This is a genomic window from Roseburia sp. AM59-24XD (genome assembly GCF_003478445.1).
Lineage (GTDB): Bacteria > Bacillota > Clostridia > Lachnospirales > Lachnospiraceae > Jutongia.
Map to the genome: position 1 here is coordinate 39,022 of NZ_QUET01000024.1, position 18,838 is coordinate 57,859.

At 46.1% G+C, this 18,838-nt stretch carries 18 protein-coding genes, 1 tRNA gene and 2 pseudogenes; 19 read left to right on the plus strand and 2 right to left on the minus strand.

Features of this window, described 5'->3' with window-relative positions; genetic code table 11:
• Positions 1–217: 217 nt before the first annotated feature.
• Positions 218–1,156 (minus strand): carbamate kinase, encoded by a 939-nt coding sequence (arcC, locus tag DXA20_RS11940; protein ID WP_118561040.1) that lies wholly within the window; start codon positions 1,154–1,156, stop codon positions 218–220.
• A gap of 216 nt (positions 1,157–1,372) precedes the next feature.
• On the minus strand, positions 1,373–3,481 hold the full coding sequence (locus tag DXA20_RS11945) for a glutamine synthetase III family protein (RefSeq protein ID WP_118561042.1): 2,109 nt from the start codon (positions 3,479–3,481) through the stop codon (positions 1,373–1,375).
• A 376-nt stretch (positions 3,482–3,857) separates the two neighbouring features.
• On the opposite strand from DXA20_RS11945, the gene DXA20_RS11950 reads away from it, so the two are divergent.
• The 19 genes and pseudogenes from DXA20_RS11950 (at position 3,858) to DXA20_RS12040 (ending at position 18,711) form a co-directional block, all read left to right on the plus strand.
• Entirely contained in the window at positions 3,858–4,214 is a 357-nt protein-coding gene (locus DXA20_RS11950) for a CidA/LrgA family protein (RefSeq protein ID WP_118561043.1), read from the plus strand.
• A 60-nt stretch (positions 4,215–4,274) separates the two neighbouring features.
• Positions 4,275–4,898, plus strand: a complete 624-nt coding sequence (locus DXA20_RS11955) for an LrgB family protein (RefSeq protein WP_118561061.1) — start codon at positions 4,275–4,277, stop codon at positions 4,896–4,898.
• A gap of 117 nt (positions 4,899–5,015) precedes the next feature.
• The gene (locus DXA20_RS11960; protein ID WP_118561045.1) at positions 5,016–6,677 is read left to right on the plus strand and encodes an AI-2E family transporter; all 1,662 of its coding nucleotides are present in this window, start codon (positions 5,016–5,018) and stop codon (positions 6,675–6,677) included.
• Positions 6,678–6,763: 86 nt separating this feature from the next.
• Entirely contained in the window at positions 6,764–7,642 is an 879-nt protein-coding gene (locus tag DXA20_RS11965) for a YicC/YloC family endoribonuclease (RefSeq protein WP_118561063.1), read from the plus strand.
• A gap of 23 nt (positions 7,643–7,665) precedes the next feature.
• On the plus strand, positions 7,666–7,935 hold the full coding sequence (locus DXA20_RS11970; RefSeq protein ID WP_022306425.1) for a DUF370 domain-containing protein: 270 nt from the start codon (positions 7,666–7,668) through the stop codon (positions 7,933–7,935).
• A 2-nt stretch (positions 7,936–7,937) separates the two neighbouring features.
• Complete coding sequence (gmk, locus tag DXA20_RS11975) at positions 7,938–8,555, plus strand: guanylate kinase (RefSeq protein WP_022306424.1); 618 nt, start codon at positions 7,938–7,940, stop codon at positions 8,553–8,555.
• An 85-nt stretch (positions 8,556–8,640) separates the two neighbouring features.
• Positions 8,641–8,961 carry a DNA-directed RNA polymerase subunit omega gene (rpoZ, locus tag DXA20_RS11980; protein ID WP_199877075.1) on the plus strand — a complete coding sequence of 107 codons (321 nt, stop codon included), beginning with the start codon at positions 8,641–8,643 and terminating at the stop codon, positions 8,959–8,961.
• A 27-nt stretch (positions 8,962–8,988) separates the two neighbouring features.
• Positions 8,989–10,308 (plus strand): signal peptidase I, encoded by a 1,320-nt coding sequence (lepB, locus tag DXA20_RS17990; protein ID WP_330420892.1) that lies wholly within the window; start codon positions 8,989–8,991, stop codon positions 10,306–10,308.
• A 131-nt stretch (positions 10,309–10,439) separates the two neighbouring features.
• Positions 10,440–10,511: transfer RNA gene (locus DXA20_RS11990), tRNA-Glu, on the plus strand.
• A 224-nt stretch (positions 10,512–10,735) separates the two neighbouring features.
• Positions 10,736–11,443, plus strand: a complete 708-nt coding sequence (locus DXA20_RS11995) for a TraX family protein (protein WP_118561049.1) — start codon at positions 10,736–10,738, stop codon at positions 11,441–11,443.
• A gap of 167 nt (positions 11,444–11,610) precedes the next feature.
• The gene (rplU, locus tag DXA20_RS12000; RefSeq protein WP_022306421.1) at positions 11,611–11,916 is read left to right on the plus strand and encodes a 50S ribosomal protein L21; all 306 of its coding nucleotides are present in this window, start codon (positions 11,611–11,613) and stop codon (positions 11,914–11,916) included.
• Positions 11,917–11,964: 48 nt separating this feature from the next.
• Entirely contained in the window at positions 11,965–12,303 is a 339-nt protein-coding gene (locus DXA20_RS12005; RefSeq protein WP_118561051.1) for a ribosomal-processing cysteine protease Prp, read from the plus strand.
• Positions 12,304–12,307: 4 nt separating this feature from the next.
• Positions 12,308–12,594, plus strand: a pseudogene (gene rpmA, locus DXA20_RS12010) (50S ribosomal protein L27).
• A 132-nt stretch (positions 12,595–12,726) separates the two neighbouring features.
• On the plus strand, positions 12,727–14,016 hold the full coding sequence (gene obgE / locus DXA20_RS12015) for a GTPase ObgE (RefSeq protein WP_022306418.1): 1,290 nt from the start codon (positions 12,727–12,729) through the stop codon (positions 14,014–14,016).
• A 4-nt stretch (positions 14,017–14,020) separates the two neighbouring features.
• Positions 14,021–14,620: a hypothetical protein gene (locus DXA20_RS12020; RefSeq protein ID WP_118561055.1), complete on the plus strand. Its 600-nt coding sequence runs from the start codon at positions 14,021–14,023 to the stop codon at positions 14,618–14,620.
• A gap of 24 nt (positions 14,621–14,644) precedes the next feature.
• Entirely contained in the window at positions 14,645–15,427 is a 783-nt protein-coding gene (locus tag DXA20_RS12025) for a segregation and condensation protein A (protein ID WP_118561057.1), read from the plus strand.
• Between the two features lie 109 nt (positions 15,428–15,536).
• Positions 15,537–16,106: an SMC-Scp complex subunit ScpB gene (gene scpB / locus DXA20_RS12030; protein ID WP_118561069.1), complete on the plus strand. Its 570-nt coding sequence runs from the start codon at positions 15,537–15,539 to the stop codon at positions 16,104–16,106.
• A 170-nt stretch (positions 16,107–16,276) separates the two neighbouring features.
• Positions 16,277–16,543: a 30S ribosomal protein S15 gene (gene rpsO / locus DXA20_RS12035; protein ID WP_022306414.1), complete on the plus strand. Its 267-nt coding sequence runs from the start codon at positions 16,277–16,279 to the stop codon at positions 16,541–16,543.
• 81 nt (positions 16,544–16,624) lie between these two features.
• Positions 16,625–18,711 (plus strand): annotated as a pseudogene (locus DXA20_RS12040) (polyribonucleotide nucleotidyltransferase).
• The last annotated feature ends 127 nt before the right edge of the window (positions 18,712–18,838 follow it).

The following is an 18,838-nucleotide window of genomic DNA, read 5'->3' on the forward strand; positions in this document are numbered from 1 at the left end:
GTCTGGTTGTCGGATTGCAAAATTGCATCGCAATGGACCAATCCGTGGCATCTGTTAGATGTGTGTATATAAAAACAGAATCCATACCAATCTACACCGGTATGGATTCTGTTTTTGGGTATAGGAAAATGTCAGATGTATAAAAAACCAGCCCTATACGGATTTGTTCTGATATGAGGGCTGGTTTTTATGATTATATGATGAAAAAATGGTTGTCTTAATCTGCCGTGATCACAGTTCCGGTCTTGCCGGCTACGCCGTCCAAAGCAGTGTTCAGGTCAGTGATAACAGACTTGTGGGCAGGAGAGGAGGATGCGAAGGAAACAGCAGCCTCGATCTTTGGAAGCATTGCTCCTGTAGTGAACTGTCCTTCATCGATATATCTGGTTGCCTCCTCAACAGAGAGATGATCTAACGGTGTTGCCTGTGGCGTGTCAAAGTTCAGCATAACCTTCTCGACACCGGTAAGCAGGAGAAGCATATCTGCCTGAATACCCTCTGCGAGACATGCACTGGTAAGATCCTTCTCGATAACAGCGCTGGCTCCCTTTAAGCGGGTTCCCTGCTGCAGAACAGGAATTCCGCCACCACCGCAGGCAATGACAATCTGATCTGCGTCGAGGAGTGCCTTGATCGCATCTAATTCATAGATTTCGATTGGACGTGGAGCGCCGATGATACGGCGGTAACCCTTGTCGCCGTCCTTGATGACATGGTTGTTTTTCTTTTCCTCAGCTTTGGCTTCCTCCTCCGTCATATAACGACCGATGACCTTGGATGGCTGGCTGAAGGCTGCGTCAAACGGATCAACACGAACCTGTGTGATCAGTGTGGTGACCGGCTTGTAGATACCGCGGTTTAACAGCTCGGTGCGGATCTCATTCTGAAGATCATAGCCAATGTAGCCCTGGCTCATTGCGCTGCAGATGGACATTGGTGCTACTGTATTGTCCGGCTCGAGAAGAGAATACTCGGTCATTGCTGCGTGGATCATGCCGACCTGTGGTCCGTTACTGTGCGTGATCACAACCTGATACTTTGCCTCAACGAGATCGGCAATTGCTGCAGCGGCTTTCTTTACGGCAGCCTTCTGCTCCGGAAAGGTGCTGCCAAGGGCGTTATGACCAAGAGCAACCACGATTTTTTTATTGTTCATAATGGGTACCTCCATATGTATTATGTAGTGATAGACAGATATATTTACGAACAAAAAACATCTGCATTGATAACTTTAAGTATATCATAAACGGAATGATAACACAAGAAAAGAGACGATTGCCATACGGTCAACCGCCCCTTCTCTGATTCATTTATAAATTGGGAATATTATAATATGAAAGCATAATTATTCTCTACGGTTCAAAGGTATGTATTATACCTCGAACAGCAGATCGCCGTAGGTTGGTACCGGCCAGTACGTCTTATCGACGATCATCTCCAGCTCATCGATCGGAGCACGGAGTGTCTCCATATCAGCAAATACAACCTCGCGGAAGAACAGAGCCTGTTCCTTGCCCTCTTCCTTAGTATCTGCCTCATCAACTGCCTTTTCAAGGGTAGCCAGTGCCTTCTGTGCAGAAGCAAGGAGAGTAGATGTTTTCTTTAACAGCTCAGTCTGTACAGATACATCAGCATCCGGACATGCAGTCTGAACCTTTGTGATAGAATCTGCAAGGCTTGTTGTATATTTGATAACAGATGGAATGAACTGTTTGCCAGCCATATCAATCATTGTCTTAGCCTCAATGTTGATCGTCTTTGAGTAGTTCTCATAGTTAATCTCTACACGAGACTCAAGCTCTGCCTTTGTCATGACATTCTGTCTCTCAAACAGATTTACGCTCTTGTCTGTTGCAAGATAAGGAATTGCCTCAACCATGGACTTGATGTTTGGAAGACCACGTCTCTCAGCTTCCTCAACCCACTCATTAGAATATCCGTCTCCGTTGAAGATGATACGCTGATGCTCGGTAACGGTTTTCTTGATCAGAGCGTCAACAGCAGAGTCGAAATCGTCTGCCTGATCAAGCTCATCTGCAAAATCCTGAAGGACATCGGCAACCATAGTATTTAATGTAAAGTTTGGTCCGGAGATGGACATGGAAGAACCAAGCATACGGAACTCGAACTTATTACCGGTGAATGCGAATGGAGATGTACGGTTTCTGTCAGTAGCATCCTTTTTCAGTACCGGAAGAACATGAACACCGGTATCAAGCTTCTCCCCCTGGATAGAGGAAGAAACATCACCTCGGATGATCTGCTCAATGATATCCTCAAGCTGCTCGCCAAGGAAGATAGAAATGATAGCAGGCGGTGCCTCGTTTGCTCCGAGTCTGTGGTCGTTTCCGGGGCTGGAAGCAGACAGACGAAGAAGCTCTGCGTTGTCATCAACAGCCTTGATCACAGCGGCAAGTGTCAGAAGGAACAGCTTGTTCTCATGTGGTTTCTTGCCCGGATCCAGAAGGTTGATTCCGGTATCGGTTACGATAGACCAGTTGTCATGCTTACCGGAACCGTTTACACCTGCAAATGGCTTCTCATGAAGCAGACACTCAAGATTATGTCTCTTAGCTACCTTTTTCATCAGCTCCATAACAAGCTGGTTATGATCGGTAGAGATATTAGCAGTTGTAAAGATTGGAGCCATCTCATGCTGAGCCGGAGCAACCTCGTTATGCTGTGTCTTGGAAAGGATTCCAAGCTTCCAGAGCTCAATGTTGAGATCCTTCATGAATGCAGCGATGCGCTCCTTAATGGTACCGAAGTAGTGATCATCAAGCTCCTGACCCTTTGGAGCCGGTGCACCGAAAAGAGTACGACCGGTGAAGATCAGATCCTTACGCTGTAAATATTTATCTCTGTCAACCAGGAAATATTCCTGCTCAGGTCCTACGGAGCAGGATACCTTCTTGACATCATCATATCCGAAAAGCTTTACGATGCGGACAGCCTGTTTGCTGAGCGCTTCCATGGAACGAAGGAGAGGAGTTTTCTTATCAAGTGCCTCACCTGTATATGAACAAAATGCGGTAGGGATGCAGAGTGTAACGCCGGCAGCATCCTCACGCAGGAATGCAGGTGATGTACAATCCCATGCTGTATATCCTCTTGCCTCAAAGGTCGCACGAAGACCACCTGAAGGGAAAGAAGAAGCGTCCGGTTCACCCTTGATCAGCTCCTTGCCGGAAAATTCAAGAACCGGTTTGCTGTCAGATGCAGGACTTAAGAATGAATCATGCTTCTCTGCTGTAATACCGGTCATTGGCTGAAACCAGTGTGTATAATGAGTAGCGCCGTGCTCTAAAGCCCACTCTTTCATGGCATGAGCGACGACGTTTGCGATATCCTGATTGAGATCCTCGCCATTCTCCAATGTTTTCTTCCATGATTTGTAGACGTCCTTAGGCAACTTTTCCTTCATTACCTCATCGTTGAACACGTCTTTACCAAAAACCTGCTCAATTACGTTTTGTTCCATAATTCCTACCATCCTTTCATCATCAACTGACTTTTTATTTTATGAGGCGGTCGGATAATGTGTCAAACCCTGTTGTCGATGACCGTCTCATGGATGCTGGATAAACTGTTTATGTCAGTCTGATTAGTAAAAAAGGGCGCACTCATTACAAGTAATGAGAACACCCTTGTTCCGTTCGTTATCCAACTGCAGATTACTATATCACAAAATAAATCATTTGAAAAGCCCCTTTTTTGATTTTTTTAAATTCTTTGATCACAAATTCCTTGTTGACAAAACATTTTAATAGGTATACTCTAAAAAACGCTGTCTGTAAAAAGCAGTTATATCACAAGTACATAGCGAATATTCGCAGAGAGAAAGAGGTGTTTTTCGATTGAAGTATCTGAAGCAGTTTTCAATCATTCTTTTCATTTCATTATTAGGAGAAATATTACATAGTATTGTTCCACTTCCGATGCCGGCAAGCATTTATGGTCTGGCAATACTGTTTACGGCATTATCGACAGGGATCATACCATTGGAAGAGGTTCGTGAGACCGGTCGTTTTCTGATCGAGGTAATGCCGCTTATGTTTATTCCGGCGGCAGTCGGACTGCTCGGAGCATATCATACATTAATGCCGGTGCTGGTGCCATATGTAGTGATCACGCTTGTGAGTACACTGCTTGTGATGCTGGTGGCAGGCAGGGTAACGCAGGCGATGAAAGGAGAGGAGCAGACCAATGAGTGAGTTTATGCAGAATCGGTATTCTGGGGTGTAGCGTTGAGCTTTGTGGCATATGGAATTGGAATGCTGCTGCAGAGAAAATTTCATCGGGCAATTTTTAATCCATTATTAATCTCTGTTATTTTGATTATGGTCTTTCTTGGTGTTTCAGGGACAGATTACAGAAAGTATCAAGAGGGGGCGAATGTGATCAGCTATTTTCTGACACCGGCAACGGTCTGCCTTGCGATTCCTCTTTATGAGCAGATTGAGCTTTTGAAAAAGAACTTCCGTGCGATCATGGTGGGGATACTTTCGGGGGTATTGACAAGTCTTTGCAGTGTGCTTGCCATGTCTGTTTTCTTTGGACTGAATCACAAGGAGTATGCGACGCTCCTGCCAAAATCGATCACAACAGCGATCGGGATGGGCGTTTCGGAGGAGCTTGGCGGTTATGTGACACTTACTGTGGCAATCATAATTATTACCGGTATTCTTGGAAGTGTTCTGGCGGAGACGGCGTGCAGGATCTTTAAAATCACGGAGCCGGTTGCAAGAGGTGTTGCGATCGGAACGGCATCGCATGCGATCGGTACCTCCAAGGCAATGGAAATGGGAGAGACGGAAGGGGCGATTTCCGGCTTGTCGATTGCGGTTGCAGGTCTTTTGACGGTTGTGGGAGCGTCCGTATTTTCCTGCTTTTTATAAAGAAAGGATGTACCGCCTCGCTATTGCTTTTTGAGGGCGAATCGTTTATCATAAGAAAGAGTGTGTGTAACCGATATACATCGAATGTCAGCAAAAGTGTAGAAATGAGGAGTGCTTATGGAGAAGAAGCAGACAAAAAATATAGATATATCTGTACAGGAGCCGGAGGAAATCTTTCATCCGGATTATGTGGCATCACAACAAAAGAAAAAGAAACGTTTCCGGGGAATGCTTGGTCACTGGTTTGGTCTGTTTCTTGTTATTATCATATCAATCGTTATATTTTACTGCCTTTCTAATATGGTGCATATTCTGAAAGCAGTGCGGACGCTGGTGAAGCTTCTGATGCCGGTAATATATGGTCTGGTGATCGCATACCTGCTGAATCCGCTGATGGTATTTTACGGCAATGTATTTTACCGCCTGTTTGGAAGAAAGATTCCGGAGGACGAGGAGCGGCATGTGGAACGTTATCAGAAGTTTTCCAAGGTGATCAGCCTGATCCTGGCGATGATCACAGGTTTGCTGATCATTACCGTGCTGCTCTGGATGCTGATCCCGCAGGTGTTTAACAGTGTCATTGCACTTGCCAATACGCTGCCGGATCAGGCACAGGATTATTATCATAAGGTCAGCAAGTGGGTTATGGACAATCCTTATATGGCCAATCAGTTTCAGGATGCGCTGCTTCATCTGACTGACAGTCTGGATGAGTGGACACAGAAGGATCTGCTTCCGTGGCTGCAGACCGGGCTCCTGCCGAATGTCAATTCGCTTGCGTCTATGTTTGCAAGTGGTGTGTTCAGTGTGCTGGGCGTATTATATAATCTGCTGATCGGCTGTATTGTTGCCGTGTATCTGCTTCTTGGCAAGGAGAAGTTTTTGGCACAGGCAAAGAAAATGATCTATGCGGTCTTTGGAAAGAAGCAGGCAGATGTGATCTTGCATTACAGCCGCATGACAAATGATACATTTAGCGGCTTCATTGTTGGTAAGATCGTGGACTCAGCGATTATCGGAGTGATCTGTTTTATTGTAATGTGGATCCTGAAGCTTCCGTATTCGCTGCTGATCAGCGTGATCGTTGGTGTGACGAATGTGATCCCTGTATTCGGTCCGTATATTGGAGCGGTGCCGAGTGCGTTGCTGATCCTGTTGGTCAGCCCGATGCAGTGTTTATATTTTGTGGTTTTTATCATTATTCTGCAGCAGCTGGACGGAAACGTAATAGGACCTGCTATTCTTGGTGAATCGACCGGTCTGACCGCATTCTGGGTACTTTTTGCAATCCTGCTGTTCGGCGGAATGTGGGGCATTGTCGGCATGATCGTCGGAGTGCCGTTGTTTGCGATGATCTATCGTCTGCTGAAGGACTATCTGGAGCTTCGGCTGTATCATAAGAGACTTAGTACGGAGACAGAGATGTATAAGGATCTGAAGAGTATTCAGTCCGATGTCCAGGGAGATAAGCATTATATCCTGTATACAAAGAAGGAAAAGAGAAATGCAAATCTGCGTAGAGATGCAGAGGATAAAATAACGCTGATGCAGCTGTTAGACCAGAAGCCGATGGATGTTTCGGATGCGGAGGGAGAACAGCCGAAGCTGAAGAATGCAGCAGGGCAGGATAGTCAAAATGCATCGGAGAAGACAGTGGACGATTTGGCAGAAGGCGGCAGAGACGAGTACGGGAAGGTCGTGGAAGCCGGGGAAAACATGCCGGGGCGGACTGTGGAAGCTGCAGATGTATTAGTGACAGACAAGCAGGAACACAAATAAAGCAACGGTTAATGATAGAAAATGATGCCGGCCGGGTGTGCAGGACCGGAATCAAAAGGGGAGCTGTACACAGAAATGGGGAAAATATGATTAAAAGTATGACAGGCTTTGGAAGAAGCGAAGTGATCACCGAGGAATATAAGATGACAGTGGAGATGAAGGCGGTCAATCACAGATACTGCGATATCGGGATCAAGCTTCCTAAGAAGTTTAATGCATTTGAGAATGCAGTGCGTTCCACCGTGAAGGAATATGCTTCCAGAGGTAAGATTGATATTTATATTTCTTATGAGGATTATGCCGGAAAGCGGACAAAGGTGGATTACCACGATACCGTTGCAAGAGGCTATATGGATGCGATCGAGAAGGCGACGGTCACCTTTGGTATTGAAAAGGGAATCTCTGCGGCAGCGCTGATCCGTATGCCGGATGTGATCGCTCTGGATGAGATGGAAGACGATGAAGAGACGCTGTTTCCGGTGCTGGAGCAGACGTTAAGAGAGGCTGCTGTGCGTTTTGCAGAATCCCGAGAGAAGGAAGGGGAGCATCTGTTCCGTGATCTGAATGAGAAGTTAGATGGTATTGAGCAGATGGTATGTGATGTGGAGAAGCGTTCTCCGGAGATGCTTGCTGAGTACAGACAGAAGATCACAGATAAGGTAGAGGAGCTGCTTGGTGATAAGAATATTGATGAGCGTGTGCTTGCGACAGAGCTTACGATCTATGCAGATAAGGTCTGTGTGGATGAAGAGACAGTCCGGCTTCACAGCCATATCAAGAATATGAGAGATACATTGCTGCTGGGAGAGAACATCGGACGCAAGCTCGACTTTATCGCACAGGAGATGAATCGAGAATCTAATACCATTCTTTCAAAAGCAAATGACAGGACACTTTCCAATATTGCCATTGATCTGAAGACGGAGATCGAGAAGGTCAGAGAGCAGATTCAGAACATTGAATAATGGCAGAGCCGGGAGGAAATAAAATGCTGGTAAATGTCGGTTATGGGAATGTGGTTAATATGAATAAGGTCATCAGCATTGTGCGTGCCGATGCGGCACCGATCAAGCGGATGATTCAAAATGCCAAGGATGCAGGGTTGGCGGTGGATGCCACCTGTGGCAGAAAAACAAAATGCATTCTGGTCATGGACAGTGGACATCTTGTTTTGTCGGCACTTCTGCCTGAAACGATTGAGAGCAGAGTGAAAACGCCGATGGATTATGAGAAGCATAATGAGGAAATGGAGGAATAAAAATGTCAGACAGAGGAGTTCTTACAGTGATTTCAGGATTTTCGGGAGCCGGGAAAGGAACCGTTGTTAAACAGCTCCTTCAAGAATACGATTATGGTCTGTCGATCTCAGCGACAACCCGATCACCGCGGGAGGGGGAGCAGGATGGTAGAGAATATTTCTTCAAAACAAAAGAAGAGTTTGAGAAAATGATCAGAGAGCATCAGCTCATTGAGTATGCGCAGTATGTCGGAAATTATTACGGAACACCAAAGGAATATGTGGTGCAGCAGCTGGAGCAGGGCAAAGACGTTATTCTTGAAATTGAAATGCAGGGAGCACTTCGTGTCCGCGAGATCCTTCCGGAGGTAAATCTGATCTTTCTGACACCGCCAACGGTGGATGAACTGGAACGGCGGCTGGTCAGCAGAGGAACAGAGACGGCAGAGGTGATCCGTGAGCGCATGGCGAGAGCCAAAGAAGAGAGTGCTTATATGAAAGAATACGACTATGTTGTCATTAACGATGATCTTGATGAATGCGTGGAGAATGTCCATCAGCTGATCCGTTCTCTTCATTATAAGAGAGAACAGCAGGAGGGCTTCATTCAGAAAATAAAACAGGAGTTTGAAAAAAGATAGTTGATAAATTTATCTTTTTGCGATATTCTAATAGCTAGTGCAATATTTTCAAATTAATCAGATTACAATTGAAAGGGGTATATTTATGTTACATCCATCTTATACAGATTTAATGAAATTAGTAAACAGTGAGGTAGAGACCGGTGAGGCTCCGGTAGTCAACAGCCGTTATTCTATCGTTCTGGCAACCTCCAAGAGAGCACGTCAGCTGATCGATGGAGTTCAGCCACTCGTAAAATCCAAATGTCCAAAACCGCTGTCTATAGCAATTGAGGAGTTAAGCAATTCCAAAATCCGTATTCTCAGCGAGGAAGAGGCTGCTGAGCTTGAGGCAAAGAAGGCCAAAGAGGCACAGGAGAGAGCAGAGGAAGCAGAGTCATTCCTTTCTTTTTCTGAGGAAGACTAATCAAATTGTCAGGATAGGAGCTTGTTGATGATGGAACAAAACCAGGATCAGACAAATGAAGTGGAGCAGGAAGAAAACTGCCCGGTAGAAGAAAATACACAGGATAAGGATAATACGAAGAAACCATCAAAGGTACAGCGCATCCGAAGTGCCATTTTTGAGCTGCTTGTTTATGTGGCGATCATTGTGGTATGTGTGATGGTTGTGCCGCGCTATGTGATACAGCGTACGATCGTGGATGGTACCTCTATGGAGGCGACACTGCAGGATCAGGATAACCTTCTGGTCGATAAGCTGTCTTACCGCTTCTCCGATCCAAAACGGTTTGATGTGATCGTATTTTATCCATATGGCAGAGAGAATGAGGATTATTACATTAAGCGGGTAATCGGTCTGCCGGGAGAGACGATACAGATTGTGGGAGATACGATCTATATTGATGGAAAGGTTCTTAAGGAGAGTTATGGCAAGGATCCGATGACGGAATCCGGCATTGCCTCGGAGCCGTTAAAGCTCGGCAAGGATGAATATTTTGTGTTGGGAGATAATCGTGAGGTCAGCGAGGACAGCCGTTATGAGGAGGTTGGTCCGGTATCCCGCGACAAGATTGAGGGAAGGGCTGTACTTCGGATCTATCCGTTGAACAAGTTTGGCACACTTCGTTCCCAGGGGAATAAGGCTAAGGCTGCAGAGCGCAGTTCGGATGCAGATACAGATGATGCAAAGGTAGTTGCAATCGATGCCGGTCATCAGAGTCGCGGTAACAGCTCGACAGAGCCGGTGGGACCGGGTTCTTCAGTGCGTAAGGCAAAGGTTGCCGGAGGTGCGACAGGTGTGTCTTCTCATGTGCCGGAGTATAAGATTAACTTAAGTGTTGCCAAAAAGCTTCGTAAGGAGCTTGAATCTCGTGGATATAAGGTTGTTATGATCCGCACGAAGAATAATGTCAATATCAGTAATAAGCAGAGGGCGCAGATTGCCAATAAAAGCGGTGCTGATATCTATGTAAGGATCCATGCGGACAGTTCTGCGTCATCGTCAGTACGGGGAGCATCTGCGTTATATCCGTCGACAAAGAACCGGTATGTCGGAAAGCTCAGTGCGAAGTCTAAGAAGCTGTCTCAGTATATGCTGAACAGTTATTGTAAGAAGACAGGAATTCGTAGCAGAGGTCTCTCTCTCAGAGACGATCTGACAGGAACAAACTGGAGTAAGATTCCGGTGACTCTGATCGAGATGGGATTTTTGAGTAATCCGACAGAGGATCGCTATATGCAGAAAAAGTCTACCCAGAACAAAATGGCAAAGGGAATGGCAGACGGAATTGATAAATATTTTAACCGCTAAACCCTAGAAATAATGCGGGTTCGCGGAGTTTTAAAAAAAATATTTTAAAAAAAATCAAAAAAATGCTTGCATTTTGTCAGAAAGTAGTGTAATATATCAACTGCTGACGCGGTAAAGCGCAGCAGCGAAATGGTCTGTTGGTCAAGCGGCTAAGACGTCGCCCTCTCACGGCGAAAACAGGGGTTCGATTCCCCTACAGACTGCTAACTGTTATTTATAACAGCCCAACCCGAATGGAAATCTACTCGTAGTATATGAGTAGATTTTTGTTTTTTTACATTATAGGAAACTTGTCGTTTCCTATAATGTAAAACGCACCGCAGGATGCGATCACCGCACAGAGGAAGATGCATAAGCAATTGTGCGGTGACGCGCAAACTGGGCAAGCCCGCTTTAAGACGGATTGCTTACGAAGGGAGAGGAGAAGGTGGTATTTTCATTGTCGAAGGAGCAGTTCTCAAGAGATCAGTTGAAGTGGATCGCTATGGTAACGATGGTTTTGGATCATGTGGGCTGCATTTTTGTGCCGGTGAAAACGATGCCGGTATGTTATTATCTGCTTCGTGGGATTGGAAGGGTTTCTTTCCCTCTGATCTGTTTTCTTCTGGTACAGGGCTTTTTCTATACGCACAGCCGCAGAAAGTATCTTTTCCGGCTATGGTGCTTTGCACTGGTATCGGAGATTCCGTATGATCTTGCGTTTTTCGGACGTGTCTGGAATCCGTGGAATCAGAATGTCTTTGTGACGCTTGCAATCGGACTAATGATGCTTTTGGAACTTTTCCGGACGAAGGAGTATGTTGGGAAAGGGTGGCGTATTCCGATTTCTTGTGGGATCGTTGGGGTTGCCATGGTGGCTGCCGTGCTTTGCCGAAGTGATTATTCGTTTTGGGGAGTGTTAATGATTCTTGCGTTTTATGTGGGGCAGTATGACTGGCGATTGCTGATATACAGCATTTTGCTTTTGTGTGTCGGTCAGGGCTGGCTGGAGGCGTTCGGTGCAGTGGCGTTATTTTTTGTGCGTTATTATGCGGCGGATAGGGATGCGGGCAGGACGAGGCTGCCTCGAAGCTTTTTCTATTGGTTTTATCCGGTACATCTACTGATCTTATATGGGATTTTCGTGCTTTTGTGAGATGGCGGCAGTCTTCAAAATTACCAATGGAAAAATAATAAAAAACAGTTGACAGAATGGAAGTGTAATGATAAGATAATCAAGTGTGCCGCTCAACGAGGTTTTGTGAAATGTCGGAAATGCTTCCGGATACCAAAGTTGGCGAGTAATGATAAGGAGGTGCAAAGATGTACGCAATTATTGCAACAGGTGGAAAGCAGTACAAAGTAGCCGAGGGTGATATCATTAACGTAGAGAAGCTTGCAGCAGAAGCTGGCGAGGCAGTTACATTTGATAGCGTTTTGGCTGTAAACGACGGAGCTATGAAGGCAGGTGCTGATGTAGCAAATGCAAGTGTTTCTGCAACAGTTGTTAAGGAAGGCAGAGCAAAGAAAGTTATCGTTTACAGATATAAGAGAAAAACCGGATATCATAAGAAAAACGGTCACAGACAGGCTTACACACAGGTTAAGATCGATAAGATCAACGCTTAATCCGGTCTGATGGCAGGGATTCTGTGAAGTTCACAGAAGGGTGACAGTATGATAGATGTTGAGATTTTTCAGACTTCCTCCGGGAAGTATACAGGATTTCGGATGAATGGTCATGCGGAGTATGCAGAATATGGTCAGGACATTGTCTGCGCTGCCGTGTCAGCGCTGGTGATCAACACGATCAATTCGATTGAGCAGTATACCGAAGATTCATTTGAAAGTTCTGTAGATCCTGAGACCGGAACCGTTCTTTTCAAAATAAAGGACATGCCGGTCGGATCATCGTCAGAGCTGTTACTGAAATCACTTGTTCTGGGGCTTAATGGCATTCAGGATGAGTATGGTAAGAAACACATTAAACTTCGAATTAAAAAACAGGAGGGATAGAACCATGTTAAAGATGAACCTCAGTTATTTGCTCATAAAAAGGGAATGGGTTCTACAAAGAACGGTAGAGATTCCGAGTCTAAGAGATTAGGAGCAAAGAGAGCCGATGGACAGTTCGTACTTGCTGGTAACATTTTATACAGACAGCGTGGTACAAAGATTCATCCGGGTGTAAATGTTGGACGCGGTGGAGATGACACTCTGTTTGCACTTGTTGATGGTGTTGTTCGTTTCGAGAGAAAAGGTAGAGACAAAAAGCAGGCTTCCGTATATCCGGTAGAAGCTAAATAAGACTTTTTGACCGGGGATCCGGTTACCGATAAGGGGTTGCCACTGGCAGCCCCTATTTCTTTATTGTATGTGTAGGAAGCTTCCATTGGGCTTTCGACTAAGCGGAAGCAGTTTGAACAAAAGGAGGATATGATGTTTGCTGATAGTGCGAAGATAACGATACGATCCGGAAAAGGCGGAGACGGTCATGTGAGTTTCCGAAGAGAACTGTATGTAGCTGCAGGTGGTCCGGATGGCGGAGACGGCGGCCGTGGTGGTGATCTGATATTTGAAGTGGATCCCCGCGTAAATACACTGAATGACTTTCGTCATATCCGTAAATATTTTGCGGGCGATGGCGAGCCGGGCGGCAAGCGCCGTTGTCATGGAGCCGATGGCGAGGATATGGTTGTTCATGTGCCGGAGGGAACTGTGGTACGCGAGGCAGAGACAGGAAAGGTCATTATTGACATGTCCCATGAACACAAGAGAGAAGTTGTGTTAAAGGGCGGTCGTGGCGGTAAGGGCAACATGAATTATGCAACGCCGACGATGCAGGTGCCGAAGTATGCACAGCCGGGTAAGCCGGGTAGAGAGCTTGAGGTTATTCTGGAGTTAAAGACGATCGCAGATGTGGGATTGATCGGTTTTCCAAATGTTGGAAAGTCTACTTTCTTATCCAGAGTCAGCAATGCAAAGCCAAAGATTGCCAATTATCATTTCACAACACTGAGTCCGATTCTCGGTGTTGTCGATCTGGACGGGGCAGACGGCTTTGTGATCGCCGATATTCCGGGATTGATCGAGGGCGCATCAGAGGGCATTGGACTTGGTCATGAGTTTTTGCGCCATATCGAGCGTACCAAGCTTTTTATTCATATGGTGGATGCAGCTTCCACAGAGGGACGCGATCCGCTCAATGATATTCTTGTCATCAATAAAGAGTTGGAAAACTACAGTCCGGAGCTTATCAAGAGACCGCAGGTCATCGCGGCGAATAAGACTGATGTCTTTTATGGCACGGAGGAGGATACGGTGATCACACTTCTTAAGGAAGAGTTTGAACCGAAGGGAATCCCGGTATTTCCAATCTCTGCCGTAAGCGGCAAGGGCGTTAAGGAACTTTTATATTATGTCCGCAAGGAACTGGATCAGCTTGATCAGGAGCCGGTTGTCTTTGAACAGGAATACGATCTGGAGCAGGAAACCTTCAAGGACGAGCCGTATACGGTTGAGTACGACGAGAAGGAAGGCATGTATGTGGTCGAGGGACCAAGGATCGAGCGTATGCTTGGTTACACGAACCTTGATTCCGAGAAGGGCTTTGAATTTTTCCAGAAGTTCCTGCGCACAAGCGGTATTGTGGACGAACTGGAGAAGCTTGGCATCGAAGAAGGCGATACCGTTCGTATGTATGGTCTTCAGTTTGATTATTTGAGGTGACAGGGTGAAAGAAATCCTTATAGAAACAGGGAGCTGTCTGGTGGCTGCGATGCTGCTGATGATCTGGCACGAAGTAATCCGATTGATTGTATATGCGTGCTGTCAGCGGTCTGTACACTGTTTTCGGACAACTCCGTGGAAGGTGTGGCGGTATATTGATCCGATCGGTCTGATTCTTTCCCTTACCAGCTGTGTGCCAATTTCCAAGCCGTATTTCTACCGGGTCAGGGATCCGATAACAAACAGACGTCTGGGGGTGGCGGGACTTGTCAGTTTGCTCATGGTATTTGCGGGCAGCATACTTGTTCTACGGTTCGGTTACGGAGGCGTGAAGGGACTGGATCATCTGGTAATACATCATTGGTGGCAGAGTATTGCCCCAATTTTCGTACAGTACCTTGCGATGCTCAGCTTTGGGATGTTTGTGGCAAATCTGTTTCCGGTGTCAACGTTTGACATGGGACTTCTGATTGCCGGGACATCACCGACGGGATATCTTGGGATGCTGAAGGTGGATGGAACTGTCAAGCTGATCTTTGTGCTGGTGCTTTTGTTTGATCTGATCCACTATGGTGCATCGAGGCTGATTCTTTTATTATTGTGATTTTGGAAAGGTATGATTGCTGGTATGAGTTTATCTGTTAAGCTGGAAGCATTTGATGGTCCGTTGGATCTTCTGCTTCATCTGATCGAGAAAAATAAGATTGATATCTTTGATATACCGATTGTTGAGATCACGGAGCAGTACATGGATTATGTGTCGCGGATGGAGACAAAGGATATGGATGTGATGAGTGACTTTCTGGTCATGGCAGCGACACTGCTTAAGATTAAGTCCAAAATGCTTCTTCCGGCACCTCCGACCGAGGAGGGCGAGGAGGAAGATCCGAGAGCAGAGCTGGTTGAACGTTTGCTTCAGTATAAGATGTACAAATATGCATCCTATGAGCTGAAGGATCGTCAGCTGGATGCCTCGAGAATGATTTTTAAGGATCCGTCCATCCCGAAGGAGATTGCCGAGTATCAGGAGGAGGTCGATGTGGGAGAACTTCTTTCAGATGTGACGCTTTCCAGACTGCAGAGCATTTTCCGGGATATCATGAAGAAACAGGTCGACAAGATCGATCCGATCCGAAGCAAGTTTGGTAACATCGAGAAGGAGAAGATAAGTCTGACCGACCGGATGCTGCATATCGAGGAATATGCGATGCTTCACGGAAGCTTTACATTCCGCGGAATGCTGGAGGAGCAGCACAGCAAGCTGATGCTGATCGTGACATTTCTGGGAATCCTGGAGCTGATGAAGGTTGGTAAGCTTAAGATCGAACAGGAAAACACCTTTGATGATATTCAGATTACATATGTACCGGGTGTGAAGGACGTAGAGGTTGTGCCGTCCAGTGGCGTATAAGATCCGGAAGGATATTGCGTGAAATAAATATACTCACCCGGCAGATGTTTCGCAGAGAGTTCGTTTTTTGTGCTGAGAAAGGAATGTAAGAAGTAGTATGGATAAGGAAATGAAAATATCAGATCTGGAAGCGGTGATCGAGGCAATTCTTTTTACCATGGGAGAAGCAGTGGAACTGGAACGGATCGCTGCAGCCACAGAGCAGGATGAGGATACCTGCCGTCATGTGATCCGCAACATGATGGACCGGTATGCCGGCGATGACAGAGGAATACAGATCATAGAGCTTGATGGTGCATTTCAGATGTGTACGAAGGCATCCATGTATGAATATCTGGTCCGGATCGCTCATGTGCCGAAGAAGCATGTGCTGACCGATGTTCTTCTTGAGACATTGTCGATCATTGCCTACAAGCAGCCGATCACAAAGCTGGAGGTGGAACACATACGTGGTGTCAAGAGTGATCATGTGATCAACAAGCTTGTCGAGTACAAGCTGATCTGTGAGGTTGGGCGTCTTGATGCACCGGGTCGCCCGATCCTTTTCGCTACGACGGAGGAGTTTTTACGTAACTTCGGCATTGAATCGCTGGAGGATCTGCCGGTGGTAAATCCGGAAAAGGTAGAGGACTTCAAGATTGAGGCAGAGGAAGAGATACAGCTTGAGCTTGATATTTAAGCGGGAAACGTTGGAGCATAACAGAAAATTAGCAGAAATTTAACCGAAGCGGTTTACAAACGCATTACAATGTGTTATTCTTAATAAGTTGTGATTACCGTTGCTCAGATTTCGGATACTCCAACCGGATCTTAGTGACAGGCATATATTAAATTTTAGGAGGAAGAACAATGATTAGCAAAGAGCAGAAAGCAGAAATCGTAAAAGAGTATGGACGTACACCAGAGGATACAGGATCTCCAGAGGTACAGGTAGCAATTCTTACATTCCGTATCCGTGAGCTCACTGAGCATCTGAAGGAGAACAAAAAGGATCACCACTCAAGACGTGGTATGCTGAAGATGATTGGTCAGAGACGTAACCTTCTTGAGTACCTCAAGAAGAAAGATCTTGATGCATATCGTGCACTGATTGAGAAGCTTGGTCTTAGAAAATAATCATGATACAATAAGGGATGAGGCACCTGCAAGGGTGCCTTGTTTTGCAAAGCCCGCCGGGCATAGGAAAGGAGATTATCGATGGCATACAAAACATATTCCATGGAGCTTGCCGGAAGAACTCTGTCAATTGATATCGGACGAGTTGCAAAGCAGGCAAATGGTGCAGCTTTGATGCATTATGGAGACACAACGGTTCTGTGTACCGCAACCGCATCAGAGAAGCCACGTGAGGGAATCGACTTTTTCCCTCTGTCAGTTGAATTTGAAGAGAAGATGTATTCAGTAGGAAAGATTCCGGGAGGTTTCAATAAGCGTGAGGGTAAGGCGTCTGAGAATGCAGTGCTTACCGCCCGTGTTATTGACCGTCCGATGCGTCCTTTATTCCCGAAGGATTATAGAAATGATTGTTCTCTGAACAATCTGGTGCTTTCTGTAGATCCGGAGTGTCGTCCGGAGCTCGTTGCAATGATCGGCTCTGCCGTAGCAACCAGTATTTCAGATATTCCATTTTACGGTCCATGTGCAACAACCCAGATGGGTATGGTAGACGGTGAGTTTATCGTAAACCCAAGCCAGGAGGTATGGGACAACGGTGATCTTCGTCTGACTGTTGCATCTACTGCTGAGAAGGTTATCATGATCGAGGCAGGAGCCAATGAGATTCCTGAGGACAAGATGATCGAAGCAATCTACAAGTGTCATGACGTCAACCAGACGATCATTGCGCTGATCAATCAGATGGTAGAGGAGATCGGTAAGCCAAAGCATGAGTATACAAGTTGTGCGATCCCGGAGGAGATGTTTGAGGAGATCAAGAAGATCGTCCCTCCTGCTGAGATGGAGGAGGCCGTATTCTCTGATGATAAGCAGACAAGAGAAGAGAATGTCCGTCAGGTAACAGAGAAGCTTGCTGAGGCATTTGCGGACAAGGAAGACTGGCTGGAGATTCTGGATGAGGCAGTATATCAGTACCAGAAGAAGACAGTCCGTAAGATGATCTTAAAGGATCATAAGCGTCCGGATGGTCGTGAGATCACACAGATCAGACCGCTTGCAGCAGAGGTTGATCTGATTCCAAGAGTACATGGTTCTGCAATGTTCACCCGTGGACAGACACAGATCTGTAATATTACAACACTTGCTCCTCTTTCTGAGAAGCAGAGAATCGACGGTCTGGATGCCAACAAGACAGAGAAGAGATATATGCATCATTACAATTTCCCTTCATACTCTGTTGGTGAGACAAAGCCAAGTCGTGGACCGGGACGTCGCGAGATCGGTCATGGTGCGCTGGCTGAGAAGGCACTTCTTCCGGTACTTCCAAGCGAGGAAGAGTTTCCATATGCAATCCGTTCCGTATCCGAGACCTTCGAGTCCAACGGTTCTACATCCATGGCATCTACCTGTGCATCCTGCATGTCTCTTATGGCTGCCGGTGTGCCGATCAAGAAGATGGTTGCAGGTATTTCCTGCGGTCTCGTAACCGGAGATACCGATGATGATTTTGTACTTCTGACCGATATCCAGGGTCTTGAGGACTTCTTTGGTGATATGGACTTTAAGGTAACCGGTACAGAGGATGGTATCACAGCAATCCAGATGGATATCAAGATCCACGGACTGACCCGACCAATCGTTGAGGGTGCGATCGCAAGATGCCGTGAGGCAAGAATGTTCATTATGGATACCTGTATGAAGCCTGCAATCAGCGAGCCTCGTGAGAAGGTTGGCGAATTTGCTCCGAAGATCATTCAGATCATGATCGACCCAACCAAGATCGGTGATGTTGTCGGACAGCGCGGTAAGACGATCAATGCACTGATCGAGAGAACAGGCGTTAAGATCGATATCAACGATGAAGGTCAGGTTTCTATCTGTGGTGAGGATGAAGCAATGATGAATGAGGCAAAGCGCCTGATCGAGATCATTACAACAGACTTCCATCAGGGACAGATCCTCGAGGGCGAGGTTGTCAGCATCAAGGAATTTGGTGCATTCGTTGAGTTTGCTCCCGGCAAGGAGGGAATGGTACACATTTCCAAGATCGCTAAAGAGAGGATCAACCATGTTGAGGATGTTCTGACACTCGGCGACCATGTTAAGGTAGTATGCCTTGGCAAGGACAAGATGGCAGAATGAGCTTCAGCATTAAGGATGTTAAATAATTATATAGAATAATTTCAAATAGAATGTGAAGACTCTAATTATGGGGGCTTCACATTTTTTTGCATTGCATTATAGGAAACTTCTCGTTTCCTATAATGCAATACGCTCCGCGAGGATGCGATCACC